At 56.9% G+C, this 16,711-nt stretch carries 11 protein-coding genes and 3 pseudogenes; all 14 read left to right on the top strand.

What is annotated here, in order from left to right; translation table 11 throughout:
* Window positions 1-119 precede the first annotated feature (119 nt).
* The 14 genes and pseudogenes from tnpC to V5B60_RS00170 all read left to right on the top strand — a co-directional run bounded on the left by tnpC (window position 120) and on the right by V5B60_RS00170 (window position 16,705).
* Window positions 120-1,043 (top strand): annotated as a pseudogene (gene tnpC / locus V5B60_RS00230) (IS66 family transposase).
* Window positions 1,044-2,324: 1,281 nt separating this feature from the next.
* Window positions 2,325-3,305 carry a DUF4351 domain-containing protein gene (locus V5B60_RS00225; protein ID WP_332345055.1) on the top strand — a complete coding sequence of 327 codons (981 nt, stop codon included), beginning with the start codon at window positions 2,325-2,327 and terminating at the stop codon, window positions 3,303-3,305.
* A 389-nt stretch (window positions 3,306-3,694) separates the two neighbouring features.
* Window positions 3,695-4,114: a DUF4351 domain-containing protein gene (locus V5B60_RS00220; protein ID WP_332345054.1), complete on the top strand. Its 420-nt coding sequence runs from the start codon at window positions 3,695-3,697 to the stop codon at window positions 4,112-4,114.
* 277 nt (window positions 4,115-4,391) lie between these two features.
* Window positions 4,392-4,517 (top strand): annotated as a pseudogene (locus V5B60_RS22115) (hypothetical protein); the annotation flags it as partial.
* A gap of 380 nt (window positions 4,518-4,897) precedes the next feature.
* A pseudogene (locus V5B60_RS00215) lies at window positions 4,898-5,662 on the top strand (IS66 family transposase).
* 222 nt (window positions 5,663-5,884) lie between these two features.
* Window positions 5,885-7,186 carry a phosphoenolpyruvate mutase gene (aepX, locus tag V5B60_RS00210; RefSeq protein WP_332345053.1) on the top strand — a complete coding sequence of 434 codons (1,302 nt, stop codon included), beginning with the start codon at window positions 5,885-5,887 and terminating at the stop codon, window positions 7,184-7,186.
* Window positions 7,186-8,322, top strand: a complete 1,137-nt coding sequence (gene aepY / locus V5B60_RS00205; RefSeq protein ID WP_332345052.1) for a phosphonopyruvate decarboxylase — start codon at window positions 7,186-7,188, stop codon at window positions 8,320-8,322. Before aepX ends, aepY begins: the two co-directional genes overlap by 1 nt.
* Window positions 8,323-8,354: 32 nt before the next feature.
* Window positions 8,355-9,500, top strand: a complete 1,146-nt coding sequence (locus V5B60_RS00200) for a phosphonoacetaldehyde reductase (RefSeq protein WP_332345051.1) — start codon at window positions 8,355-8,357, stop codon at window positions 9,498-9,500.
* A 97-nt stretch (window positions 9,501-9,597) separates the two neighbouring features.
* The gene (locus V5B60_RS00195; protein ID WP_332345049.1) at window positions 9,598-10,620 is read left to right on the top strand and encodes a hypothetical protein; all 1,023 of its coding nucleotides are present in this window, start codon (window positions 9,598-9,600) and stop codon (window positions 10,618-10,620) included.
* A 204-nt stretch (window positions 10,621-10,824) separates the two neighbouring features.
* A complete protein-coding gene (locus V5B60_RS00190) occupies window positions 10,825-12,132 on the top strand; it encodes an oligosaccharide flippase family protein (RefSeq protein WP_332345048.1) in 1,308 nt (435 codons plus the stop codon).
* Window positions 12,129-13,214, top strand: a complete 1,086-nt coding sequence (locus V5B60_RS00185; RefSeq protein ID WP_332345047.1) for a glycosyltransferase family 4 protein — start codon at window positions 12,129-12,131, stop codon at window positions 13,212-13,214. The genes V5B60_RS00190 and V5B60_RS00185 overlap by 4 nt, the downstream gene beginning before the upstream one ends.
* Window positions 13,211-14,593, top strand: coding sequence for a hypothetical protein (locus V5B60_RS00180; protein WP_332345046.1), 1,383 nt, complete (start codon window positions 13,211-13,213; stop codon window positions 14,591-14,593). The genes V5B60_RS00185 and V5B60_RS00180 overlap by 4 nt, the downstream gene beginning before the upstream one ends.
* Complete coding sequence (locus V5B60_RS00175; protein WP_332345045.1) at window positions 14,571-15,785, top strand: glycosyltransferase; 1,215 nt, start codon at window positions 14,571-14,573, stop codon at window positions 15,783-15,785. The genes V5B60_RS00180 and V5B60_RS00175 overlap by 23 nt, the downstream gene beginning before the upstream one ends.
* Window positions 15,782-16,705 (top strand): NAD-dependent epimerase/dehydratase family protein, encoded by a 924-nt coding sequence (locus V5B60_RS00170; protein WP_332345044.1) that lies wholly within the window; start codon window positions 15,782-15,784, stop codon window positions 16,703-16,705. The genes V5B60_RS00175 and V5B60_RS00170 overlap by 4 nt, the downstream gene beginning before the upstream one ends.
* Window positions 16,706-16,711 lie beyond the last annotated feature (6 nt).

The raw sequence follows: 16,711 nt of genomic DNA, 5'->3' as shown, positions 1-16,711 counted from the left end.
GGGTGACGCAGCACCGGTTCTGGGAAGCCCCGTGCGGGTGCGGCCACTGCAGCCGCCATCAGCCGCCGCGTGCGTTGGTCCTGCCCGAATGGCAAGGCGCGCGGGTGGATGCCCAGCAGATGCTCGGGCCGCGCCTGGCCAGTCTGATCGTCATGCTCTGCCTGCGCTATCGGCTCTCGCGCGCCAAGGTTCGAGAGCTCCTCGGTGAGTTGCTCGGACTGCAACTGTCCGCCGGACTCATCGACCAGACCATACGGCAAAGCGCCGGCCAGGTCGCGCCGGTCGAAGACCTGCTGCTGGAGGAGATCGAGCGCGCCGGCCTGCTGCACCTGGACGAGACGCCGTGGCGAGAACGTGGCCAGTTGCTGTGGGTGTTCAACGCCGTGACGACGGTGGTCCATTTCATCGGCGCACGCAGCGCCGAGATTTTCATCAATGCCCTGCAGGGCGGTTTCGCTGGCTGCCTGATGAGCGACGGCTACGCAGTTTAGCGTTCGTACCGCAACCGTATTCGCTGCCTGGCGCATCTCCTGCGCAAGGCCCGCGGACTGACCGAAGCCACTTGCCGGCACACCAGTCAGGTCGGGCAGCAACTCCTCGACCTCATGGGTGGCCTGATACAGGCGACCCAGGCTGCCCGCGATGGCCCTTTCGACGACTGGGCCGAGCGCCAGGCACCAGCCCTCGCCCAGCTCAAGGCCTTGTGCGAACGCCACCGACACAGTCCCTTCGTCAAACTCGGCGAATTCTGCCGCGAGATGCTCAACGCTTGGGAAGCGATCATCCGGCCGCCACTCGACCCCAGCCTGCCGCTCACCAACAATGCGGCCGAACGTCTGTTGCGCCAGTGGGTCATCGCCCGTCGCCTGAGCTTCGGTACCCGCAGCGAGCAAGGAACTCGAGCGTTTGCGCTGCTCGCCAGCATCATCGATACGTGTCGCGCAAGGAAAGCGTCCGCTTGGGATGACCTCACCGCCGCCCTTCAGGCCGGCCGCCAGGGACTACCGATGCCGCCTTTGCCCGCGATTTCAGTGGGGGAGTGATTGGTTACGCCACACGCTCTATCCGCGTTGCAGAAAGACCCGAAGGCGGCCCAGCTGGCCCTTTGTTGCCAGCCATCTTCGCCCATGGTTTCGGGAAATGATGAACTATTTCCTGTTCAGTCCGCTGACTCAGCGGGAAAATCCGGTTGCTTGTTTGTCAAGCGGTCCAGGATGGTCGCGGGCCCTGGCTAACGACGAATTGACCACGCTGCCTGGTCGGCCTCACCGTTACGGGCCACTTGGCGAAGCCGGAGGGGCACTGGACCGTGTTCACTGGTTGTGGCCTGTGACCTCAACTTGCTGAATGCTGAGACATTCGGGCATGGCGGTAGCGTGGCCGAATGCTCATCATGGAACGACCGGGCACCGATGGTGCGGCCGGAACACCCGCGCTGCACCAGGAGATAGCCCAAGGGCCACCGAGCCACGTCAGCATCCCGTAGGAGCCCGATTCATCGGGCGAATGAGGCGAGTGAGTGGCTCACGCGCTTGGCGAAACCGGCCTCGATTGCTTTCCCGACGCCCGTCCGTGGGCGATGGAAGAAGAAGTCCTCAATGATGCCTGGCGACCGGATGCCTGAAGACACGCATCGCGAGTAGCCGATCCCCGGCGCCGTCACGTCACCATGCGGACAAAGGCTTGCGCAGTACCAGCGAAGGTACGGCGGCGGCTGCACGGCAATGGATCAACCGTCAGCCAGGCAGGAGCAGGCATGCTGTCGGGGTCAGGATCATTGGCTGGCGCACGACTTCGATACGCTCATGGCGATGGATCGCTCAGCACTCACGCGGAAATCCAACTGGTTTATCTGATTGTTTTTGAGGAAAACTGGTTGTACGAACTGCGTTCGCGCTTGCGCGGGAATGAGGGTTTGCTGGCGCCGCCCCAATTCTTGCAGCCCCCGCGGCCCCGCGCCATGGCCGAGGTCAGCTGAGGTTATTGAGTGGGCGCGTCTCTGGAAGGTATTTAATATACTGTCCCCTTTTTTGCACCCGCTTTCTCACCCTAAGCCGCGAAGGCCGTCCGGAGTCTGTGGAACGACACAGAGCATGGCAAAGAGATCTGGACAAGGAGGTGTTCTTTGCCGAGATTTTTGGGGCAGACTAGGGTCCACGGCGGGCAGGAACGGAGGCCGGGAAGGGCGGCGCAAATGCGTTTCTGCTCTTGCGGAAACAAGGAGACTGTGCCCTTATCCCAGTGGAGGTTATCGAGTGGGCGCTTTTGGGAAGGTATTTCATATACTGTTTCTCTAATTGCCCATCTCCGCCAAGCACAGACCGATGGAAAAACCGACCCTACCCAGCGACGACTACGACACCCCGTGGAAAGACGCGCTGACGCGCTACTTCCCCGAGTTCATGGCCTTCTACTTCCCGCGAGCCCACGGCGAGATCGACTGGCGGCAGCCGCACATTTTCCTGGAGCAGGAACTCGCCCAGGTGGTGCAGGACGCCCAGCTCGGCAAGCGCCTGATTGACTGCCTGGTGCAGGTCGCGACGCGGGACGCAGGTGAGCAATGGGTCTACATCCACGTCGAAGTCCAGGGCCAGCAGGATGCCGACTTCCCCGAGCGCCTGTTCACCTACAACTACCGTCTCTACGACCGCTACCGTCGTCCGGTTGCCAGCCTGGCCGTGCTGGCCGACGAACGTGAAAACTGGCAGCCGGACGGGTTTGGCTATCAACTGTTCGGCTGCGAGGTCGGCATCCGCTTTCCCGTGGTCAAGCTCCTCGACTACGCCAACCAGACCGAATCCCTGCTCGAAGACCCCAACCCCTTCGCACTGGTCACCGCGGCTCACCTTCTTACCCGGCGCACAAAGGGTGACCCCGAACAGCGCTATGCGGCAAAATGGCGTCTGGCCAAGCTGCTCTACGAACGCAATTGGGACAAGCAGCGCATCATCGATCTGTTCGGGGTCATCGACTGGCTGATGCGGCTGCCGACAGACCTTGAGCAACGGCTGCTGCAGGAAGTCTACACACTGGAAAGGAAGGTCATCATGCCTTACGTCACCTCTGCAGAACGCTTCGGAATCGAGAAAGGCCGGCAGGAAGGCCGACAGGAAGGCCGACAGGAAGGCCGACAGGAAGGCGAGGCTTCCCTCCTGAAGCGCCTGCTTGCGCGTCGCTTTGGCACGCTCCCCGATGCGGTCCAGGTCCGGCTGACCACCGCCACGATCGATCAGTTGGAAGAATGGGCGATCAGTGTGCTCGACGCCGAGTCCCTGGACGAAGTCTTCAATCAACGCCGACAGTAGCAAGGGTTGCGTTGGCTGGTGTGCCAGTTGCTCGGCAGCGCGGCGGGAACCCTCAGTATCAACAAATTGCAAATCGACCTGAAATCTCAAGGTATTGCGGTCGGCAAAGACACCCTGCACAGTTACCTGAGCCATCTCGATGGCCACGAAGAACTGATTCATGTCTGCGCCAGTGTGGATCACCCGGAGACTTCGTTCGAGAAATCCGGGCCTTGCAGGATGTCGCCTCGGAGTTCCTACGCGACAGCAGGGCGCAGATCACGCCTGGGCCGACCAGCCGTGCTGGAAGTCCCTGCCGGCATGACCCTCGTTGCAGCCCGCGATTGGCTACTGGATGAAACAAGTGCGCGAGCGGCATAAAGCGAGCAACGACGATCCGTCGAGGAGTGATGCTGCGGCTGGTGGGGCATGCAGGTTACCTTGCCGCGGCCAGGCCGGGTTTCCAGGCAAAGCTGCTCTCCGAACGCAATTGGGACAAGCAGCGCATCATCGATCTGTTCGGGGTCATCGACTGGCTGATGCGGCTGCCGACAGACCTTGAGCAACGGCTGCTGCAGGAAGTCTACACACTGGAAGGGAAGGTCATCATGCCTTACGTCACCTCTGCAGAACGCTTCGGAATCGAGAAAGGCCGGCAGGAAGGCGAGGCTGCCCTCCTGAAGCGCCTGCTCGCGCGTCGCTTTGGCACGCTCCCCGATGCGGTGCAGGTCCGGCTGACCACCGCCACGATCGATCAGTTGGAAGAATGGGCAATCAGTGTGCTCGACGCCAAGTCCCTGGACGAAATCTTCAATCAACGCCGACAGTAGCAAGGGTTGCGTTGGCTGGTGTGCCAGTGTCACCGTTCACTCCCCCTCACCGCCGATTGGCCAGCAGCCCCCGCGGCCGTTCCTGTGGACGGACGACGGAGCTCGATACCGCTGCGCGCCGGTGCCCATGCCGTCGTGGGCGATCAGACAAACCGCCCCATCGCTTTTTCTCAACAGCTTATCGACGTAAGCTGAGAAACCACCTGCGATTTCGTGGGAGCTGAGCGTGAGTTGCTTTGGACTGAGCGCCGTTGCCCGCAGCCAAGCCCGTCGTGCCATGCATCTGACCGACCACGATCTTCGCCAACTCGACCGCGATGCCCTGTCGCGGCTTGAGGAAGAGTCGTTGCGGCGGTTGGCGGAGCGCCTGCTGGCTGACCTCAAGGAGGCGCGGGACCGATTGAACCAAGGCTCCCGCACCAGTTCGCGTCCGCCCGGCAGCGATTCGGTCTATCGCCAACCCCGTGCTGCCGCGGAGCGTGATCCGCCGACGGACGGTGCGTCTGGGTCGCCGCCAACGACAACGACCGGCGAACCAGGAGAGGCGCTTGAGGCGAGCGACGACGGCGCTGCGGTGACGATAACGCCTTCCGGCGCGGCTGCCCCTGCGGCGCGTCGCCCGGGGCGGCAGCCGGGCGCGCCCGGGTTTGGTCGAAGCCAGAAGCTGACGGTCAACGCTGTGATCGATCATTGGCCGGAGCGATGCGCGGCCTGTGACGAGCCCTTCGCAGCCGAACCGGTGGGTCAAGCGTACGGGCGCTACGACGAAAGCTCCTCTGTGAGTTGCTCGGACTGCAACTGTCCGCCGGACTCATCGACCAGACCATACGGCAAAGCGCCGGCCAGGTCGCGCTGGTCGAAGACCTGCTGCTGCAGGAGATCGAGCGCGCCGGCCTGCTGCACCTGGACGAGACGCCGTGGCGAGAACGTGGTCAGTTGCTGTGGCTGTGGGTGTTCAACGCTGTGACGACGGTGGTCCATTTCATCGGCGCACGCAGCTCCGAGATCTTCATCAATGCCCTGCAGGGCGGTTTCGCTGGCTGCCTGATGAGCGATGGTTACGCAGTTTAGCGTTCGTACCTCAACCGCATTCGCTGCCTGGCGTATCTCGTGCGCAAGGCCCGCGGACTGACCGAGGCCACTTGCCGGCACACCAGTCAGGTCGGGCAGCAACTCCTCGACCTCATGGGTGGCCTGATACAGGCGACCCAGGCTGCCCGCGATGGCCCTTTCGACGACTTGGCCGAGCGACAGGCACCAGCCCTCGCCCAACTCAAGGCCTTGTGCGAACGCCACCAACACAGTCCCTTCGTCAAACTCGGCGAATTCTGCCGCGAGATGCTCAACGATTGGGAAGCGATCATCCGGCCGCTACTCGACCCCAGCCTGCCGCTCACCAACAATGCGGCCGAACGTCTGTTGCGCCACTGGGTCATCGCCCGTCGCCTGAGCTTCGGTACCCGCAGCGAGCAAGGAACGCGAGCGTTTGCGCTGCTCGCCAGCATCATCGATACTTGTCGCGCAAGGAAAGCGTCCGCTTGGGATTAGCTCACCGCCGCTCTTCAGGCCGGCCGCCGGGGACTACCGATGCCGCCTTTGCCCGCCGTCTCGGTAGGGGGGTGTTTGGTTACTCGGCGCACGAGAACGCAATGCACGGAATTTGTTTATTGCTTAGTAGTAGGCTCTGATAAGATGCAAAGGTTGTAAGCCTTTGCGGTTAGAGAGGCACATATTGTCGAAACAATTCCAACATAGGAACAAGGACTGCCGATGAGAAAGTCTGTTTATGTTGCGATGAGCGCTGACCTCATCCATCCAGGCCACACCAATATCATTAAACGCGCGGCTGAATTGGGTGATGTTACGATCGGTTTGCTGACTGATAAAGCCATCGCATCTTACAAGCGTGTCCCTTTCATGGCATGGGAGCAACGCGCTGAAGTCGTCGAGAGCCTAAAGGGCGTGGTTCGAGTGGTGCCCCAGCATACCTTGGATTATGTACCCAACCTTCGTGAATATAAGCCCGACTATGTTGTCCACGGTGACGATTGGCAAACCGGTGTTCAAGCCAAGACACGTCAGGCGGTGATTGACGTGCTTGCTGAATGGGACGGCGAGCTTCTCGAGGTTCCTTATACTCGCGGAATTTCATCAACCAAATTGCAAGGTGCCATAAGGGAGATTGGCACCACACCGGACATTCGCCGTGCCAGCCTGCGCCGGATGCTGCATGCCAAGCCCATCCTGCGCTTCCTTGATCTGCACAACGCGCTTTCGGGCCTGATCACTGAGAAGGCGGGGATCGACACGCCGACCGGGCGCAAGGAATTCGACGGGATGTGGGCCAGCTCACTCACCGACGCGACATCGAAGGGCAAACCTGATACCGAGGCAGTGGACACTACTGGGCGTGTCAATACGCTCAATGAAGTACTGGAGGTTACCACCAAGCCGATCATCTATGATGGTGATACAGGCGGCAAGCCCGAGCATTTCCAGTTCACGGTGCGCACGCTGGAGCGTCTGGGTATTTCGGCCATCATCATCGAGGACAAGGCGGGGCTGAAGAAAAACTCGCTTTTCGGCACCGATGTCGATCAGACGCAGGACAGTATCGAAGCGTTTTCCGACAAGATCCGCATGGGCAAGATGGCCCAGCAGACCGATGATTTTATGATCATCGCACGCCTGGAAAGCCTGATTTTGGGCAAGGGGGTTGATCATGCGATGGAACGGGCCGAGGCCTTCATCGAGGCCGGAGCCGACGGGATCATGATCCATTCGCGCGAAAAGACCCCCGACGAGGTCTTCGAGTTCTGCGCCCGCTACAACAGGCTGGAGCGCCGCAAGCCGCTGGTCGCAGTGCCCTCGTCCTACAACAAGGTGACCGAGGAGGAACTCGCGGCCAACGGGGTCAATGTGGTGATTTATGCCAACCAGCTCTTGCGCTCGGCCTATCCCGCGATGATGGAGACCGCGCTATCGATCCTCGAACATTCACGCTCGGCGGAATGCGACAGCCGCATGATGCCGATCAAGCAGATCCTCGAACTCATTCCGGGTACGAAGTGATGATATCGCCAAAAGCATTTCATTCGGCTTTCGCAGCCGAAGGCGTCGATTTTCTAGCTGGGGTCCCGGATTCGCTGCTCAAGGATTTCTGTGCCTATGTCGATGCGGTGCTCCCTCCCGAAAGCCATGTGATTGCCGCCAATGAGGGTACCGCGGTTGGTCTCGCGGCCGGGCATCATCTGGCGACGGGCGGTCTGCCGATGGTCTATCTTCAGAATTCGGGCTTGGGCAACGCGGTCAACCCGCTGCTGTCGCTGGCCGATCCGGAAGTCTATGCCATCCCGATGATCGTGCTGGTGGGCTGGCGAGGCGCTCCCGGTGTCAAGGACGAGCCGCAGCATCTCAAGCAGGGTCGGGTGACGCCGGCGATGCTGGAGGCGATGGAAATCCCCTATAAGATGCTCGAGGGCGATCCCAAAGCGGCCGCAGAGGCGGCAAGCTGGGCAGCTGAGACAGCACGCGCGACGAGCGCGCCGGTGGTGCTGCTGGTGCACAAAGGCGCTTTCGGGAAGGCCGAGGAAAAGCGCCCCCCGCGCGCGATGCCTGAGAGGATGCTGGCGCGCGAGGCTGCGATTCTGTTGGTGACGGCCGCCCTGCCTGCAGGGGCCACGATCGTAGCGACCACCGGAATGATCTCGCGCGAGCTTTATGACAGCCGCGTTGCACTCGGACAGGACCGTTCTAGCGACTTCCTGACCGTCGGCTCGATGGGGCATGCCTCACAAATCGCGCTAGGTATCGCGCGAGCGAAACCCGATGCGAAGGTGGTCTGCCTCGATGGCGACGGGGCGGCGCTTATGCATCTGGGCGGTATGGCAACCGTCGGCACGAGCGAGGTCGGGGATCTGTTGCATATCGTACTTAATAATGGCGCGCATGACTCGGTCGGCGGTCAGCCTACAGTGGCCCAGCAGATCTCTCTCACGGCGATCGCGACGGCCTGCGGCTACGACGTCGTAGCCGGTCCGCTGGAGAATGAGGCCGATATCCGCGCAGAGGTCGCACGTCTGGCGCAAGTGCCGGGCAGGCGGTTCCTGGAGGTGCGCGTCCGCCCTGGTTCGCGCGCTGATCTGGGCCGACCAAAGGAAAGCCCCGCGGAAAACAAGGCGCATTTCATCGCGCGGCTGCGCGGATGACGCCGCCAGCCGCTCCTTGCGTCCAGATAAGAATGAAGGAACCTATGCCGTCCCCACCGTGGAATTTTCACAACCCCGTGAAGGTGCATTTTGGCGCCGGTTGCCGCAAGGTGCTGGCCACTGGCCTCTCGCGGCACAAGCTGCTGGTGGTGACGACCGCGCGCGGGCGGGCGCAGTTCACTGCTGATCCGCATCTGGGCATGCTGGAATCGGACATCACTTGGTCGGACCGCGTCAACTCCAACCCCGGCCTGACCGACATCCAAGCGGAAATCGACCGGCTGTCGGGACAGGCATTCGATGCTGTCCTGGCGTTCGGCGGCGGCTCGGCCATGGACGCGGCCAAGACGATGACCGCCGCGCTGACCCCAGGGCTGGCCTGCCGCGACTTAGCCACGCTGATCTCTGATCCTGGCAGGCATCTGACCAAGCCCTTGTTGCCCATCTATGCCGTAAGCACAACATCCGGCACCGGGGCCGAGGTGACCCCCTTCGCTACCATCTGGGACCATCAAAACCGCAAGAAACTTTCTCTAGCCAGCCCGCGCCTATTCCCTGTCACGGCGATTGTGGATCCGGAACTGACACACGGGCTGCCGCGCGCCGCCACGCTATCAACCAGCCTGGACGCCATGAACCAGGCTTTTGAATCGGTCTGGAACCGCAACCGTACGCCTTTGACCACGCTGATGGCCGCACGCGCCATCAAGCTGGCGTTCGTGGCCATCCCACGCCTTGCCGTTGATCTTGATGACCATGACGGTCGCACGTTTATCGCCGAAGCCAGTTTGCTAGCGGGGCTGTGTATCAGCCAGACCCGCACGGCGATCTGCCACTCCATGTCGTATCCACTGACCGCTCATTTTGGTATCGCCCATGGGCTGGCCTGTGCTGCCACGATGTCTGCTGTAGCGCATGAGGTGCTAACTGCCAAGCCCGCCGGACTGGCCGAGGTGGCAGCGCTGAACGGGCTGACCAACGCGATTTCGCTGGTTCAGCAGCTCGACTCTGTGCTGCAGACCACAGACCTTCGTCGCTTTTTGGCGACTGAACTTCCCAAACGGGACGCGGTGATCGCGCTGCTCGCTGATATGTACACCCCGGGGCGTAGTGAAAATTTCATCCTGCAAATCGATCATGACCTCCTGACGCGTATCATCGAGCGCGATCTTGAGTAACAGGTTTCAAGAATCGTGCCGTAAAGTTTGGACGGAAGATACTGTGCCGATCAGCTTGCCCGGCTAGAGTTTGCATTATTAAAATAAAGAGCTGCGAATGAAGAACATTGTTTTGTTGTGTGGTTTTGGCTGGTCTGGATCAAGCGCTGTTGCCGATTGGCTTTATGATTCGGGGAATTTTTCTCAACCAGGGATCGAGCAAGAGATCCTTCCAATTAGCTTCGGGCTTTGTCGTGGGCTTAGAGCAGCGGAAAGAAATACATATTTAGATGCGGTCTTGTCAGCATATGCCTTATTACCTGACAGCAAGTTAATGAAGCATCAAATCAACAAAAGCTTTGCGAATTCCAATCCGCATGTATCGTTAATGCTTTTTTTTAGTCGGATAAAATATTATTTATATAAGGCCGCAAGAAAAAAATTACTCCAAAGAATGGATTCGTCGCTGTCGAATCTGCTTCGTGGGGAATTTAGAACCGACGAGCATTATTTAAGAGATGTATCACTCTTTTTTGACACATTGCAGAAAATAAGGAGCGAAAATTCTGGGCGTGACATCAGCAAGGACAGCCGCGAGCAGCTAGAGTACATCTTTAGTAATATAATTCATCACTTCCTTGATCGCCATGCAGACTCTGAAAAAATTACAGTACTCGACAATGCGATATCTGGGTATTTTTTAGATTATGTGAAATACATTGACTTTTCTCGATTTGACAATGTCTATGTTATTATTGTTACGCGCGACCCCAGGGACCAGTTTGTAGATAGAGTAGCGAATAGCTTGACGACATTCGCGCATTCTCACAAGGGTTTCGTTGGCGAGTATTTAAAATATCAAAACTCAATAAATTCATTCATGGAAGATTGCGCTGAGGAAAAAAATGTGAAGATATTTGATACAAACTTTGAATGCTTTATAAGAAATCAGTCTGGCTTGCGTGAAAAAATTTGGAATAGTTTTGTCGCGAATGGTGTTGTAGTTGGCGCGTACCAAAGTGAAAAAAAACTTTTTGACGCAGAGAAATCTTTGCGGAACATCGGACTTTGGAGGAAGTCGGGGCTCTCAAGTCAGATAAATTATATTACTAGAGAACTGAGCGCTTTTTGTCTCGACTAATGCGCACTATCGAGTGATGGCATGCGAACCTAGGGAACCACGGATTTAATAGGGCTTACTCCGTTTCGTGTGGAACCGGCGTCGGGTCCGTCGGGTCCGTCGGACAGGTGCGTTGATCAGCGCTTCCTTAGTACATCAAATGCGAAAGATACTCTTTTCCGAGAAAGTGACCACAAATCTTCTTCTACTCCAGGTTAATTGTAAATGACCGCAAAAGACCACCACATGGTCGAAGTGCTGCGCGGGGCGGGGATTGCTTTTGTCCTTCGCGGCATCGGGGCCGGGTTGGCATTCGCACTAAATGTTGTAATCGGACGGATGTTGGGGGCCGAAGGGGCCGGCCTCTATTTCCTTGCGCTTTCAGTGGCCAGCATCGGGGCGGTGGTCACCAAGCTGGGGCTGGACAACACATTGCTGCGCTTCGTGGCGGCGGGGGCCAGCTTGGCAGACTGGAACCGCGTTGTCGGAGCTTTTCGAACTGGCACGCGCCTGGCCGGAGCGGCCAGCCTGGGCGGGGCAATAACCGTGTTCGCGGCCGCGCCGCTAATGTCAGAGCATCTCTTCGGGGAACCGGCGCTTGTGGGGCCTTTCCGGGCGATCAGCGCTGGCATCTTCACATTCGCGATGATGATGCTTCTGTCCGAATGTCTCAAGGGCCTCAAACGCATCCGCGACTCGATGCTGGTCTCCGGCGTGCTGTACCCGTTGATCGCGCTTGTCCTGATCTGGCCACTCGCAAGCCTGTTCGGGCCGACAGGGGCAGCGCTGGCCTATGTGCTGGGTACGGGCGGTGCGGCGGCGATCGGCTATGCGATGTGGCGTGCGAATATCCGCAATCATGCGGCGCCAGAGCCTGCCTTCGAGCGCGCGACGCTCTGGCAAAGTGCCCGCCCGCTCTGGGTGATGGACCTGATCAACCGCGCGGTCCTGCCATGGGCACCACTGTTCTTGCTGGGCATCTGGGGGACAGCGGCGGATGCCGGGGTATTTGCGGCAGCGACGCGGGTGTCCATGATCATTGCGCTTTTCTACACGGCCTCTATCACAATCTTGGTTCCGAAGTACGCAGAGCTATACAATACTGGCCAGATCGACATGCTTGGACAAGTTGCACGGCGTTCGGCTCTGACCTTTACACTGGCGGGATTGCCCGTGCTCGCGGCATTGTTCTACTTCCGCCTCGATGTGATGCTTCTCTTCGGACGTGATTTTGGTAGCGGTGCCCCGGTCTTAGCCATACTTTTGATAAGCCAGATGACTCTTCTACTTATGGGGTCTATGGGATATATATTACTTGTTTCTGGCCATTTTAGAGAGATGAGGAATGTGGCAATTATTGCAGCATTCTTCATGTTAATTGCAGCACTAACTCTCACTCCAATTTATACTTCAACTGGCGCTGCAATCTCTGCAGCGATTGGGGTCGCCGCAATGAGCTTTGGAAATACAATATTTGTGCATCGAAGATTAGGTATTAGCTTGATAAGTCCAGGTGAATTACAGCAAAAATGAACGTACTCATGATTTTCAACGGACATAATGTCGGTGGCGCTGAATTGCAATTTTTGGAGCTTGCGCAACATATGTCCAGAAATCACACAGTAAGTGTGGTTAGTATCCATGGGGATCAAGCTGTCAAGCATTTCGAATTGACATCACAGATACCTCTTTTTTCTTTTCCCTACCAGACCTCTCCCTACCAAAGAAAGATTGGGGCGATTGGTCAGCTTTTAAAAGCTGTAAACTTTGGACGAAGAATCAAGCCAGATGCTATTATATCAACTTCCTTTACTGGGAACTTGCTAGCATTTCTGATTTCGAAGTTCTTACCTGCCCGGTTGCTGTCTCTTCAAACCGTTGCAAAGGCAATGGCCTATCCGAAACTGGATAGAGCAATCTTGCGGCGCTTCGACGTGTTGATTGCGGGTTGTAGTGACATCAAGCATTACCTTTTGGCGCACGGCCAGTCGGAAGACAGTATCAAAGTCGTGAACAACTGGGTGGATTTCTCCTCTCGTGTGGTATCGCAATCACCAAGCGCCATAAGGGAGCGTTTAGGGATTGCGCAAGACAAGACGATCATCGGGTGCGTTGGTCGTATGCACGAACAAAAAGGGCAAGAGTTTCTGATCAGAGCCTTCCGCGAGCTTGCGGAGACGCGATCTGATCTGAAATTGTTGCTTGTTGGCGACGGCCCGCGCATGCAGGAGATGCGCGACGAGGCTGATGGGCACCCTGACATCATCTTCACGGGCACAGCCCAGGGGGATGATTACAATGCCTTTCTGAACGCGATTGACATTTACGTGCAACCCTCCCGGTATGAGGGGTTGCCGCGTACTTTGCTGGACGCGATGTATATGAAGCGGCCGGTGATCGCGACGGCAGTGAATGGGAATGTTGATGCGATTCAGGATAAGCGGAATGGGATATTAGTCGCACCAGAGAGCAGCTCTGGGATTTATACTGCACTGACCTTGCTGTTGAACAATCCGGGCTTATCTCGAGCGATCTCAGAACACGCATATTTTAGTGCGATTGAGAATTTTTCTGCCGGATCCCAATTGGATAAAATAGAAAGCGCCCTCAAGTGAACACCGGGCCTATATCAATGGCGATATTCTTTGGCTTTTTCTTTCTTTCAGCGTACAGTCTACAACGTGCCTTCCTCGTTTTTTTACTATTAAGCCCATTTCTGCCCGGATACATTGCCTTTCCCCTTGGAAGCGATGGAAGCGGCATATCTGCTTTTAGATTGGCATCTTATTCAATATTTTTGGTTTTCGTTGCCTCATTAATTTCAGATCCGAACAGTTGGGTTGGCGTGTGGCGATGCTGGATGAGGGAGAAAGCGATTGTCGCCGCATTTATTATTTTGACCGTTTCGAGGGCAGTTTCGACAATAGTATATCAAGAACCTCGCATGATGTTCTATGTATTGGATGAGTTTATCCTAATTTTCTCACTTCTTTTGCTTTCAACTCGCGTATTCATAAATAACAAAAGTATTTTAGAGTTAAGAACAGTATATAGCGTCTCTTCGGTTCTGTTACTTGCCTTTCTAATGATTGAGGTTCTGGGACAGAGGCCAGTACTCAGCTATTTCTTGAATGTTACAGTCACCATTGTTGGAGAGGGTGTTTTCGAAGGCTTCGCTCGCGACGGCAGATATCGGGCGCAGAGTTTTTTTGACAATCCTCTTAGCTTCGCTGAGTTCTTGTTGTACACATCGGTTATGTTTTTATTTCTATTTAGAAAAACTAACGCGCGCAATGGCTGGGCTTACGCTGTCGTTGGGGTTGTGATGCTTGTGGCCACCTTTTCAACTGGCGCGAGGTTCGCATTTGTTGTAGTCGTGATTATTTTCTTGTCTTATATTATATTCCGTTTCTTGAAAACGGCCAGCGCAACTGCCCAGAAGGTTCTTATACTATCCTTGCTGATGGCTATTCTTGTTGCAGTCTTTTCTTTGTCTGCCATTCTTGCAGATATTGAAAACTATATTGATTTGTTCTCTTTTCTTATTGTTGATGATGTTTCTAGTCTCCCGAGCCTTATTAGTCGCGCAAATCAATGGACTGCAATACCCGCAGAAGTCACGTCTAACCAATTTATAGGAATTCTTGGCGAAGGCTATCGAAGTGATCTGATCGAAAGAATAGACATTAGATTAGATTCATACTACTTTCGCTTGTTGATAGAAGGTGGTTGGCTTGCCGTTGCGGCCTTCTTGTTGGTATACGCAAAAGCTATGCTGTCATGTGCCATCTTTTCAAAAAGTCGTGCCAGAATTCTTTCAAAATTAAGCGTTAGTGATGCCGCTTTTTTTCTGAGAATTTTTTTTAGTATTTTTTTCGTCACAAAGCTATTCTTGTCAATGAACTTTAACAATTACCTGTTATTCGTTTTTTTGGGTTTGTTGGTCTCGCTTCACTCAAGAACGAAGGCAAATGCGCATTCTCCTCACCCATAACAACTATTCCGTCCAAGGCGGGGCCGAGGTCTTCTATCATGAGATCGGCCGGATGCTCGAGGCCAATGGCCATGAGGTCGCGCGGTTTTCCTGCGCCGAGGAAGGGTTGGACGCCCCGCAGGGCAGCTTTTTCCCCCACGTGCCCCATTACGCCAGCGGTAGCCTGCTCTCCAAGGCCGCCCGCGTGCCCAGCGTCATCTACAACCGCGACGCTCGCGCCCGCATGGCCCGGCTCATCGCCGAGTTTCGCCCCGACCTGATCCACGGCTTTGCGATATATGGACGGCTCACCCCGTCAATCCTCGATGCCGCCCGCGCGGCCGGGGTGCCGGTGGTGCTGTCTTGCAACGATTACAAGCATATCTGCCCGAATTACAAACTGTTCCACCACGGCAAACTCTGCGAAGACTGCAAGGGCGGGCGGTTCCACAGCGCCCTGCGAAATCGCTGCTGCCATGACAACCTCGCAGTCAGCGTGGTGTCGATGCTGGAAGCCTATGCGCATGACCGCATGGATATCTGGCGCAAGAATGTCGATACGTTCCTCTTCGCCAGCCGCTTCATGGCCACCAAGACCGAGGAATTCTGGGGCAAGGGCCGGGTTCCGATGGACTTCCTGCGCAACCCGTTCGATGCAGCGGCCCATCATGTGCCCGTGCATGCGGGCGGGTACATGCTGTATTTCGGACGCCTGATCGACGAGAAGGGCGTTGATGTGCTGGTCGAAGCCGCCCGCGGCGCCCCGGATGTGCCGGTGGTGATCGTCGGGGAAGGCCCTGACCGGCCCAAGCTAGAACAGATCGCGGCCAGCCTTGACAATGTGCGCGTTGTCGGCCCGGCCTGGGGGGAAGATCTGAAGACATGGTTGCACGGCGCGCGGGCTGTGGTCGTGCCATCGCGGTGGCATGAGAATTTTCCCTATGTGATCCTGCAGGCCTTCGCCGCGGGCAAGCCCGTCATTGGTGCTGACCGAGGCGGCATTCCTGAATTGGTCTGCGCCGGACCGCATGGTTGGCTCTTCGATCCACTTGATGTGGATACGCTTTCCGCCCTGATGGAAAAGGTGCGGGTTTTGGAAGACCATAGGATCCTTGAAATGGGACAATCAGCGCAGAGTTACGTGGCTGCACAGTTCAGCGACAAAAAAATATATGCCGATCTGAAGAGAATTTACGAGAGGGTGCTGGGATGAGAGGTCTGATTATTGGTGGAAGTGGTTTTCTCGGTTCGCATGTTGTAGATCAGTTGCTTGCAGATGGGATGCGAGTCCGCGTCTATGATCGCGCCAGGGAGCGCTTCCGGTGCACCCCTGCCGCTGTTGATTTCCGGCAAGGTGATTTTACCGACACCAACTCCCTCGCGGAAGCGCTGGTCGATGTGGATGTGGTGTTTCACATGCTCAGCACCTCGGTTCCCTCCACTTCGAATCTCGATCCCGTCACGGATATCCAGGGCAACCTCATCGGAACCGTGCGGTTGCTGGAACTGATGCGCAGCGCCGGTGTCCGGCGCATGGTGTATCTGTCGTCGGGCGGAACAGTCTATGGCCCCACTCAGGCGGACCCTGTGCCCGAAACCCACCCCGAGTGCCCGATAAGTTCATACGGGATCGTCAAATCCGCGATCGAGAAATACCTGTTGATGGAGCAGCACCTTCATGGGCTGCGCCCGACGATCCTGCGGGCGTCCAACCCTTACGGCCCACGTCAGGGGCATGGTGGCGTTCAGGGTGTGATCGGAACCTTCGTGTGGCGTATCGCGCGAGCGGAGCCGATCCAGATCTGGGGGAATGGCAACATCGTCCGCGATTTCATTTATGTGGATGATCTGGCCCGCCTTTGCGTCAACTGCGCGACGCAAGAGGTCTGCGGCGTATTCAATGCCGGCAGCGGACAGGGGGCCTCTATCAACGAGGTACTTGACGTGATTAGAACAGTGACGGGTCACGCTGTGCAGCCAGACTACAAGCCGGGGCGCGGTTTCGATGTGCCGCGCGTGGTGCTCGACATATCTGCGATCCGCGAACGACTATCCTGGGCGCCAGCAATATCACTGAAGGATGGGATTGGCTTGACATGGAAATGGCTAAAAGATCATTTGGCCGAGAAGTAACTCCCC

Origin of the sequence: Accumulibacter sp. (genome assembly GCF_036625195.1) — a bacterium.
In the GTDB taxonomy this organism is placed as follows: domain Bacteria; phylum Pseudomonadota; class Gammaproteobacteria; order Burkholderiales; family Rhodocyclaceae; genus Accumulibacter.
Note: the sequence above shows the minus strand (reverse complement) of the source record. Positions and strands in the feature narration are given on the sequence as shown.